This window comes from Streptomyces sp. R21, assembly GCF_041051975.1.
Lineage (GTDB): Bacteria > Actinomycetota > Actinomycetes > Streptomycetales > Streptomycetaceae > Streptomyces.
In genome coordinates, this window is sequence record NZ_CP163435.1 from 4,916,263 (window position 1) to 4,940,759 (window position 24,497).

Annotated in this window: 22 protein-coding genes; 10 read left to right on the plus strand and 12 right to left on the minus strand. The window is 70.9% G+C overall.

What is annotated here, in order from left to right; all coding sequences use genetic code 11:
- The first annotated feature begins 560 nt into the window (after window positions 1-560).
- On the plus strand, window positions 561-3,221 hold the full coding sequence (locus AB5J56_RS21815) for an RICIN domain-containing protein (RefSeq protein WP_369234440.1): 2,661 nt from the start codon (window positions 561-563) through the stop codon (window positions 3,219-3,221).
- Window positions 3,222-3,321: 100 nt separating this feature from the next.
- Here the strand turns inward: AB5J56_RS21815 and AB5J56_RS21820 are convergent, their stop codons facing one another.
- Entirely contained in the window at window positions 3,322-4,272 is a 951-nt protein-coding gene (locus AB5J56_RS21820) for a LysR family transcriptional regulator (RefSeq protein ID WP_369234441.1), read from the minus strand.
- Between the two features lie 137 nt (window positions 4,273-4,409).
- Here AB5J56_RS21820 and AB5J56_RS21825 point away from each other — a divergent pair, with 137 nt between their 5' ends.
- Window positions 4,410-5,330: a zinc-binding dehydrogenase gene (locus tag AB5J56_RS21825; protein ID WP_369234442.1), complete on the plus strand. Its 921-nt coding sequence runs from the start codon at window positions 4,410-4,412 to the stop codon at window positions 5,328-5,330.
- Between the two features lie 56 nt (window positions 5,331-5,386).
- Entirely contained in the window at window positions 5,387-5,827 is a 441-nt protein-coding gene (locus AB5J56_RS21830) for a nuclear transport factor 2 family protein (protein WP_369234443.1), read from the plus strand.
- Here the strand turns inward: AB5J56_RS21830 and AB5J56_RS21835 are convergent.
- Window positions 5,794-6,306, minus strand: a complete 513-nt coding sequence (locus tag AB5J56_RS21835; protein WP_369234444.1) for a cupin domain-containing protein — start codon at window positions 6,304-6,306, stop codon at window positions 5,794-5,796. The two genes, AB5J56_RS21830 and AB5J56_RS21835, sit on opposite strands and share 34 nt — an antisense overlap.
- A gap of 80 nt (window positions 6,307-6,386) precedes the next feature.
- On the opposite strand from AB5J56_RS21835, the gene AB5J56_RS21840 reads away from it, so the two are divergent.
- The gene (locus AB5J56_RS21840) at window positions 6,387-7,238 is read left to right on the plus strand and encodes a LysR family transcriptional regulator (RefSeq protein ID WP_369234445.1); all 852 of its coding nucleotides are present in this window, start codon (window positions 6,387-6,389) and stop codon (window positions 7,236-7,238) included.
- Between the two features lie 9 nt (window positions 7,239-7,247).
- Here AB5J56_RS21840 and AB5J56_RS21845 read toward each other — a convergent pair whose 3' ends face one another.
- From AB5J56_RS21845 to AB5J56_RS21870, 6 genes are all read right to left on the minus strand, one after another.
- Entirely contained in the window at window positions 7,248-8,570 is a 1,323-nt protein-coding gene (locus tag AB5J56_RS21845; protein ID WP_369234446.1) for a phosphatase PAP2 family protein, read from the minus strand.
- Window positions 8,571-9,048: 478 nt separating this feature from the next.
- The gene (locus tag AB5J56_RS21850; RefSeq protein ID WP_369234447.1) at window positions 9,049-9,444 is read right to left on the minus strand and encodes a DUF5994 family protein; all 396 of its coding nucleotides are present in this window, start codon (window positions 9,442-9,444) and stop codon (window positions 9,049-9,051) included.
- 147 nt (window positions 9,445-9,591) lie between these two features.
- Entirely contained in the window at window positions 9,592-10,077 is a 486-nt protein-coding gene (locus tag AB5J56_RS21855) for a hypothetical protein (protein WP_369234448.1), read from the minus strand.
- Complete coding sequence (locus AB5J56_RS21860) at window positions 10,061-10,552, minus strand: RNA polymerase sigma factor (protein ID WP_369234449.1); 492 nt, start codon at window positions 10,550-10,552, stop codon at window positions 10,061-10,063. The genes AB5J56_RS21855 and AB5J56_RS21860 overlap by 17 nt, the downstream gene beginning before the upstream one ends.
- Window positions 10,553-10,625: 73 nt before the next feature.
- Window positions 10,626-11,258: a class F sortase gene (locus AB5J56_RS21865; RefSeq protein WP_369234450.1), complete on the minus strand. Its 633-nt coding sequence runs from the start codon at window positions 11,256-11,258 to the stop codon at window positions 10,626-10,628.
- Window positions 11,255-11,647 carry a sortase-dependent protein gene (locus AB5J56_RS21870; RefSeq protein WP_369234451.1) on the minus strand — a complete coding sequence of 131 codons (393 nt, stop codon included), beginning with the start codon at window positions 11,645-11,647 and terminating at the stop codon, window positions 11,255-11,257. The genes AB5J56_RS21865 and AB5J56_RS21870 overlap by 4 nt, the downstream gene beginning before the upstream one ends.
- 305 nt (window positions 11,648-11,952) lie before the next feature.
- Here AB5J56_RS21870 and AB5J56_RS21875 point away from each other — a divergent pair, with 305 nt between their 5' ends.
- Window positions 11,953-13,560: a carbohydrate-binding protein gene (locus tag AB5J56_RS21875; protein ID WP_369234452.1), complete on the plus strand. Its 1,608-nt coding sequence runs from the start codon at window positions 11,953-11,955 to the stop codon at window positions 13,558-13,560.
- Between the two features lie 76 nt (window positions 13,561-13,636).
- Here AB5J56_RS21875 and AB5J56_RS21880 read toward each other — a convergent pair whose 3' ends face one another.
- The 4 genes from AB5J56_RS21880 to AB5J56_RS21895 form a co-directional block, all read right to left on the minus strand.
- The gene (locus AB5J56_RS21880; protein WP_369234453.1) at window positions 13,637-14,011 is read right to left on the minus strand and encodes a hypothetical protein; all 375 of its coding nucleotides are present in this window, start codon (window positions 14,009-14,011) and stop codon (window positions 13,637-13,639) included.
- A 101-nt stretch (window positions 14,012-14,112) separates the two neighbouring features.
- Entirely contained in the window at window positions 14,113-15,675 is a 1,563-nt protein-coding gene (locus AB5J56_RS21885; protein ID WP_369234454.1) for a DEAD/DEAH box helicase, read from the minus strand.
- 291 nt (window positions 15,676-15,966) lie between these two features.
- Window positions 15,967-16,170, minus strand: a complete 204-nt coding sequence (locus AB5J56_RS21890; RefSeq protein WP_046247661.1) for a cold-shock protein — start codon at window positions 16,168-16,170, stop codon at window positions 15,967-15,969.
- Window positions 16,171-16,479: 309 nt separating this feature from the next.
- Complete coding sequence (locus tag AB5J56_RS21895; protein ID WP_369234455.1) at window positions 16,480-18,645, minus strand: FG-GAP repeat domain-containing protein; 2,166 nt, start codon at window positions 18,643-18,645, stop codon at window positions 16,480-16,482.
- Between the two features lie 189 nt (window positions 18,646-18,834).
- On the opposite strand from AB5J56_RS21895, the gene AB5J56_RS21900 reads away from it, so the two are divergent.
- The 5 genes from AB5J56_RS21900 (at window position 18,835) to AB5J56_RS21920 (ending at window position 24,497) form a co-directional block, all read left to right on the plus strand.
- Window positions 18,835-20,112 (plus strand): hypothetical protein, encoded by a 1,278-nt coding sequence (locus AB5J56_RS21900; RefSeq protein WP_369234456.1) that lies wholly within the window; start codon window positions 18,835-18,837, stop codon window positions 20,110-20,112.
- A gap of 153 nt (window positions 20,113-20,265) precedes the next feature.
- A complete protein-coding gene (locus AB5J56_RS21905; RefSeq protein ID WP_369234457.1) occupies window positions 20,266-21,297 on the plus strand; it encodes an SGNH/GDSL hydrolase family protein in 1,032 nt (343 codons plus the stop codon).
- 74 nt (window positions 21,298-21,371) lie between these two features.
- On the plus strand, window positions 21,372-22,535 hold the full coding sequence (locus AB5J56_RS21910; protein WP_369234458.1) for a histidine kinase: 1,164 nt from the start codon (window positions 21,372-21,374) through the stop codon (window positions 22,533-22,535).
- Window positions 22,523-23,167 carry a LuxR C-terminal-related transcriptional regulator gene (locus tag AB5J56_RS21915; RefSeq protein ID WP_369234459.1) on the plus strand — a complete coding sequence of 215 codons (645 nt, stop codon included), beginning with the start codon at window positions 22,523-22,525 and terminating at the stop codon, window positions 23,165-23,167. Before AB5J56_RS21910 ends, AB5J56_RS21915 begins: the two co-directional genes overlap by 13 nt.
- Before the next feature lie 115 nt (window positions 23,168-23,282).
- Window positions 23,283-24,497 (plus strand): cation:proton antiporter, encoded by a 1,215-nt coding sequence (locus AB5J56_RS21920; protein WP_369234460.1) that lies wholly within the window; start codon window positions 23,283-23,285, stop codon window positions 24,495-24,497.

Here is a 24,497-nt window from a genome sequence, read left to right on the forward strand (position 1 = left end):
CCTCGGCTTGTGAAGCAGTGGCGATCCCCTCAAGGACACGCGGACCCCTGTCTTGATGCGTCACGGAGATGTCCGGCCTGTAAAAAGACAGAGACATGGGGTGTATATATAAAGCGCATCGGGGGCGTTGTCCATGCTTCGGGCAACAGAGATCGCTACACGGGGGAACTTACCTGCGGTTACAGGAAGTTGAGGTGAACGTGCGATGATGCAATCGCACTCCACCTCCCCCAAGTCATGGGATGTATTGCTGCACCGCCGCCGCCTGGATGCACCGCTCCCGAGGACGCAACCTGAGCGGACGGGGCAACACCGGCCGTTCGGCGGCCGAGACCCGTACCGCGTTGCGCAAATCCACGTGCGCAACGCGGCGCACAGGTGCGGCCGCCGCGCCGCCTCATCGCCGGGCGCCCACCGCGCCACGAAGTGACCTCAGAAAAAGATCTCGGCGCGTGGCAACCCTTTGAGGGACCTGTGACCACAAGGAGTTCGGATCCGGTCCTTCCAGTGCCGGGATTCGCCCTTCCTCTGGTGCACGGCATGCAAGGAGAACACCCCCCATGAAAGACCCCACGAACGGCGGGCGCCGCGGGCGGCACCGCCGTCGCTGGACCGCCACCGGTCTCCTCCTCGGCGTGCCCGCGGTCGTCCTGCCGTATCTCGCGTTCGTGCAGGAGGACTCGCAGGCCGCGACGGTCGATGCCGGTGCCTACTACGAGCTGGTTTCCGTGCGCAGCGGCAAGGTGCTGGACGTCAACGGCTTCTCCACCGCCGACGGCACCCGCATCCAGCAGTGGACCGACCAGAACAGCGCCAACCAGCAGTGGAGGCTGAAGCCCGCCGGGGACGGCTACTACGAGCTGGTCAACCGCAACAGCGGCAAAGTGCTGGGGATAGCAGGTGATTCGACCGCCCAGGCAGCCGCCGCCGAGCAGCAGACCGACAGCTCCGCCACCTCCCAGGAGTGGCGGATCGACGAGGTGAGCGGTTCCGACGCCGTCACCTTCACGTCCCGCAGGAGCGGTCAGGTCCTGGACGTCCTGGGAGGCTCCACGGCCGAGGGCGCGGCAGTCGTCCAGTATCCCGGCAAGGGCGGCACCAACCAGCAGTGGAAGCTGGTGAAGGCGGCCGAGACCCAGGCATCCGGGGACGGCAAGGCGCAGACCACGGCCTCGGCCGGACCGTACGCCTGGAAGAACGCCCAGGTGGTGGGCGGCGGTTACGTCGACGGGCTGGTGTTCAACCAGCGTGAGAAGGGCCTGCTGTACGCGCGCACCGACATGGGCGGCGCCTACCGCTGGGACACCGGGGCCGAGCAGTGGATCCCGCTGACCGACCGGTTCGGCGAGAAGGACTGGAACCTGCTGGGCATCGACTCGCTGGCCACCGACCCCGTCGACCCCGACCGGCTCTACATCGGGGCGGGCACCTACACCAACGACTGGGCGGGCAACGCCGAGTTGCTGCGCTCCACGGACCGGGGCCGCACCTTCAAGCGCACCGCTCTGCCGTTCAAACTGGGCGGCAACGAGGACGGCCGCGGGGCGGGCGAACGGCTCGTGATCGACCCCGCGCACCACGACACCCTGCTGCTGGGCACCAGGAAGAACGGCCTGTGGCGCAGCACCGACTACGGCGTGACATGGAGCCAGGTCTCCTCGTTCCCGGTCAAGGACGGGGCGAGCAGCGGCGCGGGCATCTCCTTCGTGACGTACGGCCCGGCCGGCAGCAGGACGATCTACGTCGGTGTCGCCGACAAGTCGACCTCCCTCTACCGCTCCACCGACGGCGGAAGCACCTGGCAGGCCGTCTCCGGGCAGCCCACCGGCCAGATGCCGCAGCATGGCGTGCTCTCCGGTGACGGCTCGCTGTACCTGACGTACACCAACGCCGTCGGACCCAACGGCGTGACCGCGGGCTCGGTGTGGAAGTACACGCCGACCGGCGGAGCGTGGAAGAACGTCTCGCCGTCCCAGGGCAGTTACGGGTTCTCCGGTCTGGCCGTCGACCCGCAGCACCCGTCGACGGTGATGGTCACGACCCTCGACCGCTGGTGGCCCCAGGACGAGCTCTACCGGAGCACCGACGGCGGCGCGAACTGGAAGGCACTGGCCGACAAGTCGGTGCGGGACGCCTCCGCCGCTCCTTACGTCGGTACCGGCATCGGGCACTGGATGACCGCCCTGGCCATCGATCCCTTCGCCTCCGGGCACGTGCTGTACGGCACCGGCAGCGGCATCTGGGGCAGCAAGGACGCCAATGCCTCCGACGGCGGCGGCACCAGTCACTGGACCGTGGCGGCCCGAGGGCTGGAGGAGACCGCGGTGCAGGACGCGGTCGCCCCGCCCGGCGGTGCCACCGTCATCTCCTCCATGGGTGACCTGGGCGGTTTCCGCTACAGCTCCTCCACCTCCCTGACCAAGGTGCCCGCCGGGCGGCTGAAGAACCCGATGATGGTCACCAGCACCGACATCGATTTCGCCCAGTCCAAGCCCTCGATGATGGTCCGCGTCGGCCGTGGCGCCGAGCAGGACGGCGCCTACTCCACCGATGGCGGCAGCAGTTGGAACGGCTTCAAGTCGGAGCCGGTGGGCAGCGCCGACAGCGGCCATGTCGCGCTCACGGCGGACGGCTCCGCCATCGTCTGGACCGAGGAAGGCCAGGCCCCGTACCGCTCGACCGACAAGGGGACGACCTGGTCGCGGGTCGGCGGCCTGGGCACCGGCGCGGTTGTCGTCGCCGACCGCTCCTCGGCCAGGACCTTCTACTCGCTGGCCGGCGGCACCCTCTACGCCAGCACCGACGGCGGCGCGAGCTTCACCGCCCGCGCCACCAACCTGCCCACCGGCAAGCTCACGGCCGTCCCCGGCATCGCCGGGGACCTGTGGATCGCCGACGCCGGCAAGGGGCTGCTGCACTCCACCGACGGCGGCCACGCCTTCACCACGCTCACCACGGTGAAGTCCGCCTCCGCGCTGGGCTTCGGCAAGGCCGCGCCGGGCGCCTCCTACCAGGCCCTGTACCTGATCGGCACCGTCAAGAACGTCACCGGAGTCTTCCGCTCCACCGACAAGGGCGCCACCTGGCTCCGCGTCAACGACGACGCCCACCAGTGGGGCAGCATCGGCGGCACCGGCGTCGTCACCGGCGACCCCGACACCTACGGCCGCGTCTACGTCGGCACCAACGGACGCGGGCTCCAGTACGGCGACCCGTCCTGACGTCCTGACTTCAGCACCCGAGCGGGGCCACAGGCACAACTGCCGGTGGCCCCGCCCTCGTTGAGGCCGTCGGCGTCCGGCTGGGGCCAGCCACGGGCGTCTAGGAGACCGCGAGTTTCGGATGGTCGGTGTCGGGGAGCCAGTCGCGCCGCGGCTCGTACTCCAGCCAGCGCCGGGTGCGGCCGGCTTCGGTGAAGCCGCGCAGCAAGGTGTCGAGCAGCGGGTGGCGGGACGACTCCCGCCAGGCCAGCGACCACGCGTACAGCGGTGTCGGCTCGACGAGCGGAACGCAGCGCAGGCCCATGTGGTCCGGCAGCGGCGCGTCGGCGGGGAAGACGGTGAAGCCCTCGGGGTCGGTGCGCAGGTGCTGGGCGAGGTGGTCCAGGCCCAGATTGGGGCCGTCGTGCCGCCGCGTGATCCGGAATTCGTCGGCGAAGCGGCGCATGAAGTCCAGGCGGTCCAGTTCGGCCGGGCACCACAGGACGCTGCCCTGCAGGTCGGCCGGGCGCAGTGCGTCGGCGCCCGCCAACGGGTGGGACGGGCCGACCACCGCGTCGACGGGTTCCAGCCGCACCAGACGCTGGGTGAGTCCCGCGTCCTGGCCGTCGGGCAGCGGGTGCACCCGGCCGAACCCCAGGTCCGTGTCACCGCGCAGCAGCGCCTGCGCGACCGACGGCCAGTCACGTCCCGGGCCCGGCTGACACCGCACCGCGCCGAGCGCCGCCACCGCCTCGGCGACCGTGCGCATCGGCGCGTAGAGATGACCCCAGGTGTCGATCCGTACGACCGGTCCGGCGCCCGTCACCGCCGCGACCGCCCGTTCGCCCGCCGCGAGCGCCTCGCACGCGGCCGGCAGGAACCGCTCCCCCGCCTCGCTCAGCCGGATGCCGCCCCGGCGCTCGAACAATCGCACGCCCAGCAGCTCCTCCAGTCGCGCGATGCGTTTGGACAGTGCCTGCTGACTGGTGTTCAGCTCCTCGGCGGCCCGCCCGAAGTGCAGTGTCCCTGCGGTCGCGGCAAAGGCGCGGACCAGGGCGAGGTCGAGGTCCATGCCGCTGACCTTATGCGACAACGCCAAGTTGTCGGCCAGGAGGCTTTGTTGTTGGCCGGGCCGCCGCTCCGGATCGTCAGATGGTTCCAGAGGCCGGCACGGACATACGGCCCCAGGCCTGCGAGGGGATGACCACGATGAAAGCCTTCATACCGACAGGGGATCCCGCCGAGCCCGTCGTGCTCGCGGATGTCGCGGAACCGACACCGCGCCCCCACGAGGCGCTGGTGAAGGTCGAGGCGTTCTCGGTCAACCGGGGCGAGACGTTCAAGCTGGAGAAGCCCGCCCCCGGCGAGCGCCCGGGCAAGGACGTCGCGGGCCTGGTGGTACAGCCGGCCGCCGACGGCAGCGGACCGTCCGGGATCACCCGGGTCGTCGGCCACCCCATGGCGGGCGGCTGGGCGGAGTACGTGGCGGTGCCGACCGACGCGCTCGCCGAGCTGCCGGACAGCGTCTCGATGCACCAAGGCGCGGCGCTGCCGCTGGCCGGGCTCACCGCGCTGCGGCTGCTGCGCGCCGCCGGACCGGTGCTGGGGCGGCGGGTCCTGCTGACCGGTGCCTCCGGAGGCGTGGGCCACTTCGTCACCGAACTCGCGGCCGCCGCCGGGGCCCAGGTCACCGCCGTGACCAGGGACGCCGAACGGGGCGCCCGGCTCACCGAACTGGGCGCCGCCGAGATCGTCCACGACGTCGCCGACGCCCGGGGCCCGTACGACATCGTGCTGGAGTCGACCGGCGGACGGACCCTTCCGCTCGCGCTCGACCGGCTCGCCGGGCGCGGCACGCTCATCTGGTTCGGGCAGGCCAGCCGCACCCCGGTGACGCTCGACTTCTTCGCCTTCTTCGACGGGCCCGAGTCGGCCGCCATCCGCCACTTCCACTACCTCGACGACGACTCCCGCCTCGACGACGACCTGGCGGCACTCGTCCGGCTGACCGCCGAAGGCCGCCTGCACCCCGAGATCGGGCGCGTCACGGACTGGGCCGACACCGCGACCGCCCTCACCGACCTGCGCGAGCGCCGCATCCGCGGCAAGGCCGTCCTCACCCTCTCCTGAACCACGACTGACGACGGCTGATCACGACTGACCACGACCGAAGGAGCACGACCACCATGACCACCACCACCGACCCCAGGGCCGTAGTCATCCGCTACGTGGAAGCCGTCCGCGACGGCGCCGCCGACGTCATCCAGGACAGCTTCTGCGAGGACGCGACCTGGCACTACCCGGGCGACCTGCCCGTCTCCAAGGTGTGGAACGGCCGCGACGAGATCATCAACGAGTTCCTCGGCAATATGGGCCTGGTCTTCGTCCCCGGCACCGTGCAGATCGAGCTGGTCAGCACGATCGCCGAGGGCGACCGCGTGGTGGCCGAATGGACCTCGAAGGCCAGGACCGTCCACGGCGGCACCTACGACAACCGCTGCATCGGCATCTACACGGTGCGCGACGGCCGGATCGCCTCCGTCGTCGAATACGCCGACACCCGGCATGTGGCCGCGACGCTCTTCCCCGGCCTTCACGCGGAGCCGGTGGCGGGCTCGGTGGCGTAACGGCTCATCGCTTGGACGTACGCCTGCGGGGTCGGTGGCCGGCCGCCGGCGATCATGTCCTGGAGGTCCCGGAAGTACTGCACGTACAGGTCGGGCGTGAACGTGGTGAGCATGACGGCCGGTTGGTCGGTCAGGTTGGCGAAGGTGTGCGGGGCTCCGGGTGGGACCATCACGAGCGTGCCCGCCGTCGCGTCGTACTCCTTCGCGCCGACCGTGAACCGCACCGTGCCGGAGATGACGTAGAAACCCTCGTCGTGCTGGGCGTGCCGGTGCTGCGGCGGTCCGGGGGTGTGGGGGGCGAGGACGGACTCGGCGAGCCCGATCCGGTGCCCGGTGTTGCTGCCGTCCTCGAGGATGCGCAGGCGCGTGGTGCCCAGGACGATCGTCTCACCGTCGCCCGGACCGACCACCGATACGGCTGATACGGCTGATACGGCGGGGTCGGTAACCGGCTCACTGGTCTTCGGTTCATGGGTCATGCCTCGATTCCACGGCCGGGGCGCCGCGCGTGTCCAAGACCCGTTCCGTCAGGCCGATACCGCATGGGTATCGTCGCGGTATGGAGCTACGCACGCTGCGCTATTTCGTGGCGGTCGCCGAGGAACTCCACTTCGGCCGGGCCGCCGCCCGGCTGCACATGAGCCAGCCGCCGCTGAGCCGGGCGATCGGGCGCCTGGAGACCGAGTTCGGCGCCGCACTGTTCGACCGGTCCCCCGCCGGTGTCACGCTCACCGCGGTGGGGGCGGTACTGCTCGACGAGGCGCGCGCCCTGCTCGACCGGGCCGACCTGGTGCGCCTACGCGTGGCGGCGGCGGCCGGCGCCGCGACCATCACCGTCGGCATCCTGGGCGACAGCACCGACCCGGGCGCGACCCGGCTGGCCCGCGCCTACCACCGGCGCCACCCGCGCGTCGAGGTCCGCATCCGCGAGACCGACCTGACCGACCCCACCTGCGGGCTGCGCGCCGGGCTGGTCGACGTCGCCCTGACCCGGGGGCCGTTCGACGAGACCGGACTGACCGTGCACGCACTGCGCCCCGACCCGGTGGGCGTGCTGCTGCGCACCGACGATCCGCTGGCCCGCCGCGACCGTCTGAAGCTGGCCGACCTGGCCGACCGCCGCTGGTTCCGGTTCCCGGAGGGCACCGACCCGATCTGGCAGTCGTACTGGAACGGCGGGGAACCCCGCGAGGGTCCGGTGGTGCGCGCCATCCAGGAGTGCCGGCAGGCCGTTCTCTGGAACGGCACGGTCGGCATGGCTCCCCTGAGCTACGCGCCGGTGGAGGAGCTCACCGTGGTGCCGCTGGCCGACATGGAGCCGACCCGCGTGGTCGCGGCGTGGAACAAGGGCGACACGAATCCGCTGATCCGCTCGTTCGTCGAGATCGCGACCGCTGCCTACCGCGACTGAACAGCGTCATCAAGCAGCCACTTCGGTTTGCAGTTCCGGTTTCCGCGCCGGCACGGCCTTCGGCTCCCACGACGTGGTGGTCCGTACGTAGCCGTAGATCACCGAGACCATCGACAGAACGAGCAGCGGTCCGAACACCCACGGATGTCGGGCCATCTCCAACGGCACATAGCGATACGACACCAGAAGCGCGCCGAAGACCGTTGTGCCGTAGGCGACCAGCTGAATTCCCGCTCGGTCCCAGCCGCGGTCGTAGGCGCGCAGGGCGGCCTCGATCGTGAGCGTGAACACCACTCCGGCGATGAGATCCGCGCCGTAGTGATAGCCGAATCCCAGCGTTGCGCAGAGCGTGGCGATCAGCCAGAACGCGCCCCCGTATCGCAGCCATCGTGGGCCCTTGCGGGAGTGGATGAAGATCGCGGTGGCCCACGCCGTGTGCAGGCTGGGCATGCAGTTGCGTGGGGTGACCCCGTCGAACAGCATGTGGTGCGGGGGACTGATCCCCGGCGACGTCTGTGGCCAGATGTTGGCCACCGCCCACTGCACGCTGGGCGACACGTCCGGCGTCCACAACCTGATCGACGCCCAGTGTTCGGTGCCGGTGCCGTAGGCGAAGACCGGTCCGACCACCGGGAAGATCATGTAGAAGGCCGGGCCGATGAGGCCGATCACCAGGAACGTGCGCAGCAGGTGGTGGCTCGGGAAGCGGCGCTCGACCGCGACATTGCGCAGTTGGTACAGCGCGACGATGACCGCGGCCACCGCGAGTTGGCCGTAGACGGTGTCGAGGAAGTTGTAGCCGATCGGGCCGGTGGCCGTGACGAGGCGGCCCATCAGCCACGACGGGTTGCCCAGCGCGTGATCGGCGGTCGCCACGTACTGGTCGAGCACCGCGGGGCGGGTCTTCGAGGTGATGAGGAGCCAGGTGTCGCCGGTCTTGCGGCCGGCCATCAGCAGCAGGGCCAGCCCGACACCCTTGAGCAGCAGGACACGTTCTGGGCCGGTGCGTCGCGTGACGGCGATGACCCCACAGCCCAGAATCACCCACAGCGCGCCGTTGCCGAAGGGGTGGCCGTCGGTCACCTTGATGTCGAACGCCCAGCGGACCAGCACGATGGCGATGTCGATACCCATCGCGGTGCCGAGCGCGATGAACCGTTGCCGCCAGGTCAGCACCACCATCATCAGCGCCATGCTCGCGTACAGCAGGCCGCCCGATTTCGGGGCGAACACCACCTCGCGCGCCTGGCTGGTGATCGGCCCCGGCAAGCCGTAGCGACGCGAGGCGAACTCCAGCGCGATGAGGAATCCGAGGACCACGACACCCGCCACGGCCCAGAGTCTCTGCCGTGGTTCACGCCACACGGAGAACGTGATCCTGCTGCTTATTCGCGGAAAGGCCCGCCGTATATGTCTCAATTTTTGGCCGATTTAGTAGATATTGGTTGAAGGTCGGAGCGGACCTCGCTCGTCACCTTCCTGTGGGGGCCGCATTCTCCCCACGAAAAGCAGCCCGCCCGACAGAGGAAGACGGAAACATCACAGCCCGGGTTGAGAACGACGGAAACATCACAGCCCGGGTTCCGGCCTCGCTCCCGGTGCGGCAGGGAACACGTCACCTCACGCACCCTCGATCCGCCCCCCATGCCACCCGTGTCCTCGACGCGCCCTCGACCTGCCCCACAGGCCGGACAACCACAGTAAACGGCGGTGCCACCAGGCCCTCACGCCGAGCGAAGCACAGCAAATCTGCGCAGGTCAATATTTCATGCGGACGGTCGGCGGGGCCTGCGGATCACATCCGGTGGCGTCAGGGGCCGTACGACCCCACTGCCGCCATCAGGTACTCGGCGTCCGCCGCGGCCAGTTCCGGCGGCACGACCAGCAGGTCCCGTCGGCCGTGATCCGTGTCGAACAGACAGACGGTGTGCCGGCGCTGCCAGGCGGACTCCCTGCGCACTCTTACGACGTGGTGGCCGACGAGTATCCGTCCCGGCGACTCCGCCCACATCTGTGCGCTCACCGTGATGCCGACGATCTTCCCCCACTCCGCGGGCAAGGCGCAGACCAGCGGGGGCAGTTCGGTCAGCGGACTGCGGGAGCGCGGCCACCAGGCCCCGTCGACGTGCAGCGACACCGCGCCGAGCGGCGCCAGTCGCAGACGGGCCACGGGCAAGGAGGGCTGGGGCTGAAGGGCGGTGACCATCAGGGCACTCCTGTCTGGGTCACCGTCCGCAGGACGCGCCCGAGGTGTCCGCGGCGGACCGCGGAACGAGAGGCCGGCCCGGCGTACGACGTGCCCTCGCTTCCTCACCGTAGCTCCCCCCGGCGGGAAAGGAGCCGCCCCCGACGGCTACCGCCCCGCGCTGCTTTCGGGCGTGGGGACGGCCCCGGTGCGGTCCGTCGACGGTTCGGAGCGGGGTGCCGTCGGGGTGGCCGAAGGGGCGGGCCGGCGGGCCGACGGGCTGACCGGGGCCCTGGTCGGGGCGCTGGGGCTGGAGGTTCGAGGGGTGCCGGTGGGGGCGGGGGACGCCGACGGAGCGGGGGGTGGCGCCGTGGAACTGGTTGCGGGCGGCGGGGCGAGCGGGACCGTCGGGGAGGTGGGGCGCTCGGAGGCCGTGAAGTGGAGGGGCAGCGCGAAGAGGGCGGCGGCGGCCAGGGAGACACCGGTGGCGGCCGCGGCCCGGAAGAGGCGGCGCCGGGATGCCGTACGGCGGATCGTCTCGTACTGGTCCGGGGGCGGGGCCAGGTAGTCGGACGGGGGGCGCAGGATGACGGCGAGGGGGTCGTCGGAGTCGAAGTCCGGGCCGTCGCCGCCGTCGTCAAAGCGTGTGGTCAAGGCTCCTCCTCAGGTGGGCGCGGAGCAGTTCGCGGGCCGCGTGGAGGTCGGCCTTGACGGTTCCTTCCTTGCGCCCGGTCAGCACGGACACCTCCCGGATCGGCATGTCGGCGTAGTAGTGGAGGAGGATCGGGACGCGCAGCCGTTCCGGCAGGGACTGCACGAGGAGCCGTACGGACGGGTCCGTGTCCTCGGTGTGCGGGCGGACCGCCGCCTCCGAGGTGGCACGGCGGACCGCCCTGCGTTCGCGCTCCATCTTGCGCCAGTGGTCCCGGACCAGGTTCGCCGCGGTGACGTAGAGGAAGCCGCGCGGCTCCTCCACCGATGTCCAGCGGGCCCAGAGCCGGGTGAACGCCTCCGAGGCGATCTCGTGGGCCGTCCCGTCGTCGTCCACGAGACGGCGGCACCAGCCCGCGAGGCGCGGGTAGAGGGCAGCGAACAGCTCGGACGCGGCCTGGTCGCGGGACCGTTTCAACGCTCTCCATGGTTCTGATGGCAGACAGTCGCGATCGCTCTCGTCCCGGCCGCCTTGATCAACACTCGTGCGGTCAGGACGTCGTCCGACTCGTGGCGCTCAGCGTCGCGAAGACAATCACGTTGTCCAGGTAGCCGTTGCCCGTGCGCGGGCCCCCGCACGTGATGAGACGCAACTCCGGGCGGTCCACGTTGCCGTAGACCTCGTCGGCCGGGAAGTCCGCCTTGGCGACCTTCCGTACGGCGTCGACCGCGAACTCCGCCGCCGTGCCGTTCTCCAGGCGCGCCACGATCCGGTCGCCCCGACGCAGCCGGTCGAGACGGCGGAAGACCCCGTCGCCGTAGGAACCGACCGTGACATGGCCGAGGATCACCGACGGGCCGACCTGCCCCGGTGTCGGCGAGTGCCGGTACCAGCCCGCGCGGTCGTGCGCCGTGACCGGGGGCACCTGCACACTGCCGTCCGGGGCCAGCCCCAGCCGGATGACCGGTGTGTCGACCCCGATCGCCGGGATCCGCAGACCGACCGGGACCGAACGCCCCAGCGCCCGCACCGACTTCGAGGACGCCCGGGAGGGCGGCGGCGAAGGCGTGCCGCCCGGGCGCCGGGTGGAGGTCGACGCCCGCGGAGTGTCGTGGTCGCCGCAGCCGGCCAGCAGCGAGGCCATCGCCGCCGTGGTGAACGCGCGCCTGGAGAGCGGGGTCATGCCCCGGTCGCCCGGCGACGGCGTACGACGAAGACCGTCCCGCCGCCCGCGAGGAGCACCGCGGCGGCGCCGCCGCCGATCAGTCCGCCCTCGTTCCCGGAGGAGTCCGACGACGTCGCCGTCACTCCGGTGTCGGGCGCTCCCGACGGTACGACGGAGACCTGGCCGTTGCCCGGAGCGCGGGTCGGTACGGCGCTGGGGGTCGCGGCGGCGCTGGACGGCGCCCGGGTCGGCTCCGCGCTGGGGCTCGCCGAGGGAGCGGGCTCGGTGGCGGTCGGACGGGACGTGGGGGCCGTGCTCGGGGTCGCGCCGTCGGCGAACGCGGGCACGGTGCTCGCCAGCACGGCGGTGGCCGCAAGTGCCAGGGCGCTGAGGACAGTTCGGCGCATGAATCGCTCTCTTTCGTCGTGCCGCCCGGTACACGGCGGCTCGGTGACGGATCGAGCGGAGAGACGAGGCAGCCACGGAACGGGTTGTAAAGAGCTGGCAAAGCCGTCGGACGGCACCAGGTACACGGCCCCATCGAGTTCATGGTCATGAACAGGAATCACGTACAAGTTATTGACGCGTTCACGGCAAGCACTTAGCGTCCCGGAGAAAGCGCTTTCCCCGCATCACATGGGATACCCGCCCGCACGGCCCGTTCATGCACTCGAACCAGCCACGTTGCCACCAACCAACATGGAGACGAACGATGCAACGACGAACGACGCACCGACGCACGACGCACCTGAGACCAGTCATCGCGTCCGTCGGCCTGCTGGCCGGCACACTCGTCGCGCTGTCCGGCACCTCGGCGCAGGCCGCGTCCACCCGGTACGAGGCGGAGAGCTCCCCCGCGGTGTGCAGCGGCAGCATCGACTCCGACTGGACCGGCTACTCCGGCACCGGCTTCTGCAACGGCACCAACTCGACCGCCGGGTATGCGCAGTTCACGGTGAACGCCGCCGGCGCGGGCACGGCGACGCTGAGCGTCCGCTTCGCCAACGGAACCACCGCCGCGCGGGCCGCGAACGTCGTCGTGAACGGCTCGACGGCCACCACGGCGTCGTTCGAGGCCACCGGCGCCTGGTCGACCTGGGTGACGAAGACGCTCACGGTGCCGGTCAACGCGGGCAGCAACACCATCCGGTTCACCCCGACCGGCGCCACGGGCCTGCCCAACCTCGACTACCTCGACGTCGAGGTGAGCGGCACCACCACACCGCCGTCGAGCGGCGCGCTGTACGTGTCGCCGAGCGGCACCGACGGCGCGGCCGGCACCCAGTCCGCGCCGACGACCCTCACCTCGGCCATCTCCCGCGTCGCCTCCGGCGGGACGATCTATCTGCGCGGCGGAACGTACAACTACGCGTCGACGGTGACCATCCCGGTGGGCAGCAACGGCACATCAAGCGCCCGTACGACGCTGTCCGCCTACCCGGGCGAGACACCGGTCCTCAACTTCTCTGCGCAGAGCGAGAGTTCGTCCAACCGCGGACTCCAGCTGAACGCGTCGTACTGGCACGTCTACGGCCTCACCGTCGAGCACGCCGGTGACAACGGGATCTACGTCGGCGGCAGCAACAACGTCGTCGAGCGCACGGTGACGGCGTACAACCGCGACTCGGGGCTGCAGCTCGGCCGGATCTCCTCCACCACCCCCAGCAGCGAGTGGCCGTCCAACAACCTGATCCTCAGCGCGGAGTCGCACGACAACGCCGACTCCGACGGCGAGGACGCCGACGGCTTCGCCGCGAAGCTCACCACCGGCACCGGGAACGTCTTCCGCTACGACGTGTCCCACAACAACATCGACGACGGCTGGGACCTGTACACCAAGACCGACACGGGGGCCATCGGCCCGGTGACCATCGAGTACTCGCTCTCCTACAACAACGGCACGCTGTCCGACGGCACGGTGAACGCCAACGGCGACCGCAACGGCTACAAGCTCGGCGGCGACGACATCGCGGTCAACCACATCGTGCAGCACAGCATCGCCTACAAGAACGGCCATCACGGGTTCACCTACAACAGCAACCCCGGCTCGATGACCATCTCGAACAACGCGAGCGTCGACAACGCGGAGCGCAACTTCTCCTTCGACGCCGGTACTTCGGTGTTCCGGAACAACACCTCGTGCCGGTTCGCCGTCAGCGGGTCCAACGACAAGACCATCGGCAACACCGACAGCTCCGACCAGTTCTGGACCGGTACGAACGGGTCCCGCTGCTCCTCGTACAGCGGCGCCCTCGGCTGGTCCTTCGCCTCGAACGGCCAGCTCGTCGTGACCTTCGGGGGCTCGCCGGTGACGCCGTGACCGGCTGACCCGCAGCGCATGCCTCGTGGCCCGTCCGGTTCCGCCGGGCGGGCCACGCGTCTCTCAGCGAGGCGTCTCAGTGGTCGGAGTAGCTGACATCGCCCACGGTCCAGGCGCTGACGTCCTGGATCGCGACGCGGTACATCCCGCCCGTCTCCGGAATCCCGGTGGTGCCCTGGATGATCCGTGCCACGTGGAAGTGGAGATGCGTGGGCGGCCTGTCCTCGCGGGACCGGAGCTCCGCCGGGTCCGCGGTGAAGATGCCGGAGAACTGGCCGAGGCGGTCCGAGTCCGTCAGGACCTCGGCGACCCGCTGCCTCCACACGGCCTCGGGCGCCAGCCTTCCGGTGATCACGGCGCCGCCGGCGACCACGGTCAGGGACATCTGATTGCTCTGCCCGGTCTCCACCATGGCGGCGACGGCAACGAGCAGTTCGTCAGGGTTCGACACGAGCACCGACTTTATCCGAGCGATCGGCTCCGCGCCGGACCGAGAGGTCGATCAGGGATGCCCTGACTCTCGGTACGACGCGGCCACGGGTACTGCGGGTGCTACGCGGCACCGCGGTACGACGACTTGCCCTGCGCCCCGCCGGAGCGCCCCCGGGACTCGGTGCCGGAGCGGCGCCCCTGGGCGGCGGAGCGGCCGCCTCGGCCGCGGGCCGGGCCGGAGGCGCGCCTCGGGCGCTCCGCCGGTGCCGGGATGGTGACCGGGACCCCGGAGGGCTGTCGGGCGCCGGTGATGCGGGTCAGCTCCTCCTCGCCGGAGCGGACCTGGGCGACCTGCGGGGTGATGCCCGCGGTCGCCATCAGCCGGCTCATCTCGCGGCGCTGGTTGGGCAGTACGAGGGTGACGACGCTGCCGGACTCGCCGGCCCGGGCGGTACGGCCGCCGCGGTGCAGGTAGTCCTTGTGGTCGGCGGGCGGGTCCACGTTGACCACGAGGTCGAGGTTGTCGACGTGGATGCCGCGCGCGGCGACGTTCGTGGCCACGAGCACCGAGACGTCGCCGGTCTTGAACTGGGCGAGCGTGCGGGTGCGCTGCGGCTGCGACTTGCCGCCGTGCAGGGCCGCGGCCCGGACACCGCTGCTGAGCAGGTGCTTCGTCAGCTGGTCCACTGCGTGCTTGGTGTCCAGGAACATGATCACCCGGCCGTCGCGGGCCGCGATCTCGGTGGTGGTCGCGTACTTGTCGGCGGGACGCACCTCCAGCACGTGGTGCTCCATCGTGGTGACGGCGCCCGCGGAGGGGTCGACGGAGTGGACCACCGGGTCGTGGAGGTAGCGGCGCACCAGCAGGTCGACGTTGCGGTCCAGGGTGGCCGAGAACAGCATCCGCTGGCCCTCCGGGAGCACCATGTCGAGCAGCTCGGTGACCTGCGGCATGAAGCCCATGTCGGCCATCTGGTCGGCCTCGTCCAGGACGGTGATGCTCACCCGGTCCAGACGGCAGTCCCCGCGCTCGATGAGGTCCTTGAGACGGCCCGGCGTCGCGACGACGACCTCGGCCCCGCCGCGCAGGGCGCCCGCCTGGCGGCCGATCGACATGCCGCCGACCACGGTCGCCATGCGGAGCCTGAGCGACCGGGCGTACGGGGTGAGCGCGTCGGTGACCTGCTGGGCGAGCTCGCGGGTGGGTACGAGGACCAGGGCGAGCGGCTGCCTGGGCTCGGCACGCTTGCCCGCGGTACGGGCCAGCATGGCGAGCCCGAACGCGAGGGTCTTGCCCGAGCCGGTACGGCCCCGGCCGAGGACGTCCCGGCCCGCGAGGGAGTTCGGGAGGGTGGCCGCCTGGATCGGGAACGGCTGGGTCACGCCCTCGGCGGCCAGTGCGGCCAGCAGGGGCGCGGGCATGTCCAGATCGGCGAACGCCTCCGCGGCGGGCAGCGCGGGCGTGATGGTGACGGGCAGTGCGAACTCGCCCTGCACTCCCCCGGACCGGCGCGGTCCGCGACCGGAAGAACCGGAGCGGCCGGAGTAGCCGCCGGTGCCGCCCGAGCGGCCGGCGGACTGGGAGCCGTAGCCCCCGCTCCTGCGGGCGCCGCCGCGGGAGTTCTCGGACGCGCCCGAGCGGCCGTACGAATAACGTTCATTTCTACGAGACGTGTGGTTCATTCGGAACCTTCCTTGATACGGCTTGATGCGGCACGTATCAAGGAATTCCCGGCGCGCAAATGAAAGGCGCGGGGAACTGCGAGAACGAACCGGAGAAAGCGTGCGGCCGAGTTGCGGCCGATGGGTGAACAGCCGGAATCGGCTCGTCCAGGTATCTGAGCGGCGCCCCGCTGAGGGCGCCCGGTGACGGACACCGGGCGGCGGGCGCCCCGGGTGCAGGACCCGGAAAAAGCAACGAGCTGGGGCCCGCACCCCAAGGTGCGGGCCCCAGCTGCGAAGTACGCGTCAGCGTCAGGCGGGAACGATGTTCTCGGCCTGCGGGCCCTTCTGGCCCTGCGTGACGTCGAAGGTCACCTTCTGGCCTTCCTGGAGCTCACGGAAGCCCTGGGTGGCGATGTTGGAGTAGTGGGCGAACACGTCCGGGCCGCCACCCTCCTGCTCGATGAAGCCGAAGCCCTTTTCCGCGTTGAACCACTTCACGGTGCCAGTAGCCATGTCATATCTCCTTCGGGGCAGTGCCCGCGGGCCCACACTGTGCGGGCCCCACGCCGCCGTGATGATTACCCCGTCCGGAAGAACCGGCCATACAAAGCGCACCCACCAGCACATTGAACCGGTGAGTGCACTTGAAGTTTTTGGGAACCACAACTGCAACTGAGATCAACTATAGCACGGGACCTGTAAGCCCGCAGAGTCATGGACATCTTCCACGCGGCCGGACAATAAATCTTCACTGAAAAAAGAACGCATATCTCTTTTGGCGATGACAGATTTACGACGGCGTGGAACCGAGTGTCCCGGCGGTCAGCCGAGAGACGCCCAGGTCTTCCAGTAGGTCGACGTGCCGGCCTGGGTGCGGCTCGCGAACGTGCCGGTGCCGGTGCCCGCGTTGAGCCAGAGGTTGTTGGACGTGTCGCGGGACACGAGGTCGGCCTTGCCGTCGCCGTTGACGTCGCCGGCGCCGATGACGTCCTTGTAGGAGCCGCCCCAGTCGCTGAAGACCCGGACGCGGTCCTTGAGCGTGCCGGTGCCGGTGCCGTTGTAGCGCCAGAGTTCGCCCGACCCGTCGAGGGCGAGGACGTCACCGATGCCGTCGCCGTTGAGGTCGCCGGCACCGATGACGCGCTTGTAGCCGGTCCAGGCGGAGCGGATCTTCACACGCGGCTTGAAGCCGTCGGTGCCGTTGTGGGCGTAGAGGTAGACGTTTCCGGTGGCGGCGTCACGGGCCAGCAGGTCGGGGCGGCCGTCACCGGTCTGGTCGCCGGAGGCGAGCAGGGTGTCGTAGCCGCTCCAGTCCTGCGAAAGACGCTTGTACGCGGAGTCCGGGGTGGGCAGGCCGCCGCAGACGGGCGTGTAGAGGCGGGCCTCGCCACCGGGCAGCCGCACGACGACGTCGTTGCAGCGGTCGCCGTCGAAGTCGCCGAAGGCGACGACCTTGGTGCCCGGCGCCCAGGAGCGAGTCTGGTAGGTGACCAGCGGGTTGGCGGCGTCCTGCGTGAACAGGTTCATCGCGTCGCTCGCGGACATGCCCACGATGTCCGCGCGGGTGGTGTCGGCGTACTCGTGCCACTTGGGCAGGGACCGGGTGCCGGTGGTCGCGGTGAACGACGTACGCGAGGAACCGTCGTCGGCCGACTGCGTCCAGACCGCCAGCGGGCGGCCCTTGTCGTCGGTGGCCACCCGGCCGGTGCTGGTCGTCGCGTTCGTCAGGGAGTTGAGGGTGCGCGGCTTGGACGCACTGGCGCCCGTGAGGGTCTGCGTGACGAAGTCGCGGCGGACCGTGTGGCTCGCCTCGAAACGCTTCTGCGTGTACGTGACGACCACCGCGCCGTTCGCGGTCTGGGCGGCGCTCACCGAGCCGGACTCGGCGTACCCGGTGAGCTGCCGCGCGCCGGCCCAGGTGCCCCGGGAGGCGAGCCGCGTGGCGACGGTCGTGCCGTCGCCGACCACCGTGACGTCGCCGTTCGGCGCGGTCAGCAGTTCACCGTGGGTGGCGATCCCGATGTCCTCGGCCGGGGCCCAGTCCGCCGCTCCTGCCGCCTTGCGGATGTAGGAGCCGTGGGAGAGCACGTGGAAGCCGCCCTTCGGGTGCGCGGCGAGCGTGACCCCCTGGGGCTTCTCGCCGAGCTGCGGCATGTCGCGCGGCGCGGTCCAGGAGGTGGCGCCGGCGGGCTTCTCCAGGAGCTTGTAGTGCCACTTGTAGGCGGTCTCGTCGTAGTCGACGCCGTCGCCCGTGTAATAGCTGTTGCCGCCCCAGATCAGCGCCAGCGCACCGTCGGCGGCGACGGCGAGATGCAGGTCGCGGAGCGTGTAGTTGTAGACGTTGTCGGGCCGGACGATCGGGTCCGGGAGCTGGTCGAGGGTCGCCGGTGCGGACCAGGTGCCCTGCGGGCCGGATCGCTCGACGACGGTCAGCCGGTGGTCCTTGTCCATCCAGGCGACGGCCTGGTGGCCGTTCGCACCCGCCGCGACGGTCGTGCCGGGCGTACCCGCGCCGATCCAGTCCGTCGCGAGGGTGCCCGTCGCGACGTCCTCCGCCGGGCCGAACGCGCCGCCGTCCGGGGCGAGCCGGGACATCCGCAGCGTGTGCTGGTCCCCGTCCGCCGCCACCCACCACAGCAGGGTGAGCGCGCCGTCGTCCGTCCGCCGGAGCGTGGCGCCGGGCGCGGGCTCGGTCTGCTGCCAGGCGGTGCTGCCCGCGGGACGGACCGAGAGCACGGTCTGGCCGCCCTGCGTGAAGAGCCCGGCCATGGTGCCGTTGCGGGCCGACTCGAGGTCGATCACCCGGGTGACGCCGGGCAGTTCCTTCGCCGCGCTCCAGGTGCCGAGCCCGGCCGGAACGGCGGCGGTCGTGGCGGTGGTGGCGGCAGTGGTGCCGGTGGCGGCCGTTGCGGCGCTCGGCGCGGCGACGGTCAGCGCGAGCACGGGAATGAGAGCGCTCCCCAGGAGCGCGCGGGACTGCATGATCATGTGGAAAGGCCCCCCCGGGCTTGATGCCATGAACAAACAGCCGCAGCGTAACCCAGCCAAGATCAGCGGGGACTGGGGGGAGCAGAGGTCGGCCCGCGGGACGCCGGTGGAATTCTGTGGCGTCGGACTGCCCTTGATTCGAACTGACGTACTTGTGTCACGCGTTCGAGTACACCTAGTTTCCGCCGCATGACCATGTCACGAAGGATGATCATCAAGGGCATAGCCGCCGCTCCGTTCGCCGGAGCCGCCGCCGGCGTCCTGGCCGCAACTCCCGCAGAGGCAGCCACCCTTGACGCCAGTCAGTACTCGCTCACCAGCCGGTCCTCCAACAGCTACGGCGAGTTCGCCGATCTGACGGCCGGTCTGGCGGCCAGGCTGCCCAAGGTGGACGCGACCGCCGTCATCGCCGCCACCAACCGCAACGCCACCCATCTCACCAGTGCCCCGAGCACCTCCGAGGCGTTCACGACCGGCTTCGCCTGGGACCCCGACGACCAGGCGGTCGACTACTGGATCCCCCAGGGCGTCACCACCAGCGCCGACGCCTACGGCAACGGGTTCTACCCGGAGGGCGGCAGCAACAAGGTCGTCCTCGTCTCCTGGTACTTCGAGACCGACCCCGACAGCGGGAACCACTACACCCTCGACAAGGGCCTGCGGCTCACCTTCGTCGACTACAACACCGCGTCCACACCGACGTACCGGCACGTCCTGCTGGTCGAGCCCGTCAAGACCGCCGCCGGTGAGTACTCCTTCAACCCCATCCGCAAACACGCGGGCGGCATCATGTGGTACGGCAACCTGCTCTACGTCGTCGACACCTACAAGGGCCTGCGGGTGTTCGACCTCAACACCGTCCTCACGGTCGCCACCGCCGAGAAGGACGTGTGCGGGCTGTACGACGCCGACGGGGCGTACTACGGCTACGGGTACCAGTACGTGGTGCCGCAGAGCCACGCCTACGACAACGCCGGAACGTATCTGCGCTACACGGCGATCGGCCTCGACCGCGCCAGCACCCCCGACAGCCTGACGGTGAGCGAGTACTCCCTCTCCGGCACGGTCGACTACGACGACGGCACCTTCAACGGGACCGGCAAGCCCGCCTCCGCCACACCTCACGTGGTCCGCTGGCCGCTCGACTACACCGACCGGGCGCTGGGCTCGCTCACCGCGACCGAGGCGCTCACCGTGAGCCAGCAGAAGATCCAGGGCATCGTCTCCCGCAAGAGCACGCATTACCTCTCGGCGAGCGCCGGCCCGTCCACCAAGGGCACCCTGCGCACCTTCGCCTCCGGCGGCTCGACCACGAGCGCGGTCTGCGACCTGGCGATCGGCTGCGAGGACCTCAGCTACCACAGCAGCGGCGCGTCCGGCTGGGCGTACAGCGAGTCGGTGATCTGGAACGTCAGCGAGTACACCAACAAGCGGTACGTGTACGCCGTCCACGCCGACGGCACCTGATCCTCCGGGATCTCTCGGGAATCTCTCTGGGATCTCTCCGGGTTTCTCGGGCCGGGGTGTAGCGGGCTACACCCCCGGTTCGGGAGCGGGCTCCCTCGTGGGCGCGGGCCGGCGCCGAGATGGTGGACGCCGGACACGAAGACGGGACGCACGATGGGAAACCCTTCACGAGCAGTGCTGGCCGGCGTGGGTGTCACCTGCGGCGCGCTCTTCCTCGCGGTCAGCCTCGGGCAGGACGACGACGGGGGCGGTTCGGCCGCCGCCCAGCCGAAGCCCTCGGCCGGCGCGCCGCGGACGACGACCCTCTCCGGGTCGCCGAGCGGGCCGTACGTCGCGCTCGGCGACTCGTACACCTCCGGAGCGGGGATACCGGCGCAGTCCGGCAGGCCCGCCGGCTGCGACCGCTCCGACCGCAACTACCCCGCGCTGGTCGCCGAGGAACTGAAGCTCGACGCCGCCGGCTTCCGCGACGTCAGCTGTTCCGGCGCCACCACCGCCGGCCTCTCCGCACCCCAGTCCACCGGCCACGGCACCAACCCCGCCCAGCTGTCCGCGCTCTCCGCGAAGACCCGCCTGGTCACCGTCGGTATCGGCGGCAACGACATCGGCTTCGCGTCCCTGGTCGAGCGGTGCGTGAAGGCGGGCGCGATCTATTACGCCACCGGCAGCGGCAAGTACACCGGGGACGACGCGCCCTGCCGGAGCCGGTACGTGTCCGAATCCGAATCCGGTTCCGCTTCCGACTCCGGATCCGGCTCCGACTCCGGCGCCACCGACGTCGTACGGCAGAAGATCCGGGCAGTCGGTGAACGGCTCGACAGCACTCTGGCCGAGGTCGAGCGCCGCGCCCCGCAGGCGCGGGTGTACGTCGTGGGATACCCGGCGATCCTGCCCGACGGGGGCCACGGCTGCGACGACGACATGACCATCGCCCCCGAGGACCTGGCGTTCCTTCATGACAAGGAGCAGCAGCTCAACAGTGCGCTGCGGGAGCGGGCGGAGGCGGCCGGGGCCGGATACGTCGACACATACACGCCCTCCGTCGGCCACGACGCCTGTACGGCCACCGGCACCCGCTGGGTCGAGCCCCTGATCCCCGCGTCCCCGGCCGCGCCCGTCCACCCCAACGCCCGCGGTGAGCGCGCGATGGCCGACGCCGTACTGCGCGCGCTGCGGGGCTCCTGATGAGCGGCGGACCGGCAGGGGGCTCCGTGAGCCGCGCAGGCGGCCGGTCGGCCGTGTCGCCTAGCCTGATCGGCATGGGGAAGACGGTGCGGCACGCTGCGCGGGCCACGCTTCAGCTCGGCTTCGCCGCGTTCATGGCCTTCGGCACGATCATCTTCATCACCGTGCTGCTCATCACGGCCATCGGTGCGGTGACCGTGATCGGCATCTGGCTGGTGCCCGAGACGGTGCTGCTGATCCGCCGGATCGCCGGTGCCAAGCGGCAGCAGACGGCCGTCTGGACGGGTACGCCGATCCCCGAGGCCTATCTGCCGCTGACCGGTCCGCTGCGCAAACGGCTGCGCACGGCGGTCCGCGACCCGGGCACGCTCGCCGACCTGATCTGGATGGTCGCCCACTACGCCTACGGCTTCCTGCTCGCGCCCGCGCTGCTGCTGTGGCCGGTCGGCCTGGCCGTGGACGGCGTACGGTGCGGGCTGCTGCACCGTACGCCGTGGGTGCTGCCGCTGATCGGACGGCTCGCGGACCTGGACGCCCGCTGGTCCACCGCACTGCTCAAGCCCGGACCCAAGGCCCAACTGGCCGAGCGTGTCGAGGAGTTGACCGCGACCCGGGCCGGTGCCATCGCCGCGCACGGCGCCGAGCTGCGCCGTATCGAACGCGATCTGCACGACGGCACCCAGGCCCGGCTGGTGTCCCTGTCCATGCGGATCGGGCTGGCCCGACGCGCCTACGACCAGGACCCGGAGGCTGCCCGGGGGCTCCTCGCCGACGCTCAGGACCAGGCCGAGGAGGCGCTGACCGAGCTGCGGCACGTGGTGCGCGGCATCCACCCGCCGATCCTCACCGACCGGGGCCTCGCCGGAGCGGTCCGCGCGCTCGCCGCCGGCAGCGGTCTCGACGTCACCGTGCGCGTGCACGGCCTGGAGGACGGCACCGAGCCCGGCGCCCGCGCCCCCGCCGCCGTCGAGGCCGCCGCCTACTTCGTGGTCGCCGAGGCGCTGACCAACGCCGCCAAGCACAGCGGCGCCGAACGCGCCGCGGTGGATCTGCTGCGGGAGCCGGCCGGGCTGCGGGTGACCGTGCGCGACACCGGCCGCGGCGGCGCCGACCAGAGGGGCGGCTCCGGACTTCTCGGCATGCGGCGCCGGGTCGCCGCCCTCGACGGCACCTTCGCCCTGACCAGCCCCGCCGGGGGCCCGACCGTGATCGACGTGGAGCTGCCGTGCGTGTGGTGATCGCCGAGGACAACGCCCTGCTGCGCGAGGGGCTGGTCCTGCTGCTCACGTCGACCGGCCACGAGGTGGTCGCCGTCGTCGGCACCGGACCCGAGATCCTCCCGGCGCTGCTGGAACACCACCCGGACGTCGCCGTCCTCGACGTACGGATGCCGCCCGGCTTCCGCGACGAGGGCCTGCGCGCCGCGCTGGAGGCCCGCCGTCAGCTGCCCGGTCTGCCCGTGCTGGTCCTTTCGCAGTACGTCGAGGAGTCGTACGCCGCCGAACTCCTCGGCGGGGGCGCGGCCGGCGTCGGCTATCTGCTCAAGGACCGGGTCGGCCGGGTCGACGAGTTCCTCGACGCGCTGACCCGGGTCGCGGCCGGCGGCACCGCCCTCGACCCCGAGGTCGTCGCCGAACTCCTCACCCGGCGCGCCGACTCGCCCCTCGACTCGCTCACCCCGCGCGAGCGCGAGGTCCTCGAGCTGATGGCCGAGGGCCGCGACAACACCACGATCGCCCGCACCCTCGTCATCACCGAGCGATCCGTCAGCAAGCACATCGGCAACGTGTTCCTGAAGCTCGGCCTGCCGACCAGCGACAGCGGGCATCGGCGGGTGCTGGCCGTGCTGGCGTATCTGAACAACGCCTGACCAGGGGTTCGGTGGGCCGGGCTGCGGGAGGGCGCTGTCACTCGGACGGCTCCGTCCGCCTGGTGACGGCTTCCCCGCGGCGACAGGCTCGGAGCACCTCCAGAAGAGACGGACCGTGAACGCTCCCGGAACCCTCGTCCTGATCATGGCCATCGCCGTGCTCGCGCCGCTCGTCGCGTACGGGCTCGGCCGCTGGGTGCGGATCCCGTTGGTCATCTTCGAGATCCTGCTCGGCATCCTCATCGGCCCCGACGTCCTCGGCTGGACACACCACGACCAGGTCATCGACACGCTCTCCGATCTCGGCCTGTCCATGCTGATCTTTCTCGCCGGGTACGAGATCGAGTTCGCGGCCGTCCGCGGGGACACGCTGCGGCGGTCCGCGTGGGCCTGGGTGATCTCCCTCGCCGTCGGTCTGGGGCTCGCGTTCGCCCTCACCGGCGCGGACGTGCCGAAGTCCTTCGTCATCGGCACCGCGCTCACCAGCACCGCGCTCGGCACCGTGCTGCCGATCCTGCGGGACAGCGGGGATCTGCGCGGGCGGTTCGGCACCGTGATGCTGGCGTTCGGCGCGGTGGGCGAGTTCGGGCCCATCATCGCCATGGCGCTGCTGCTCAGCGGGCGGCGGCCGGGTGAGTCGACGCTGCTGCTGGCCGGGTTCGCGGCGGTGACGGCCGCCGGGATCTGGTGGGCGCTGCGGCCTCGGCCGCCGTGGTTCTCGCGGATCGTCGAGACGACGCTGCACAGCAGCGGGCAGTTCGCCGTCCGGTTCGTGATGCTGCTGCTGGTGTGCATGCTCGGACTGGCGGCGGCGTTCGGGCTGGATACGTTGCTGGGGGCGTTCGCGGCGGGGTTGTTGACCCGGCTGGTGCTGGTCGGGGCCGCGCCGGAGAGCAGCGAGGAGGTCCTCGGCAAGGTCGAGGCGCTCGGGTTCGGGTTCCTGGTGCCGCTGTTCTTCATCGTCACCGGGATCGAGTTCGACCTCGACTCGCTGCTGGGCGGGGGGCGGACGCTGCTGTTGCTGCCGGTCTTCCTGCTCCTGTTCGTCGTCGTGCGCGGGCTGCCGGTGTACGCGCTCGCGCCGCGCGACCTGAACCGGACCGACCGGCGCGCGCTGACGCTGTACGCCTCCACGTGCCTGCCGTTGGTCGTCGCCATCACCACGATCGGGCTCGACGACAAGGTCCTCGAAGCGGGGGAGGCGGCCGCGCTGGTGGGGGCCGCCATGCTCTCCGTCCTCGTCTTCCCGCTGCTCGCGTTGCGGCTGCGGGCCGGGGAGGGGGCGGCGGAGGTGCCGGATGGGCGGTCGGCCGGGTCGGAGGCGTGGTGA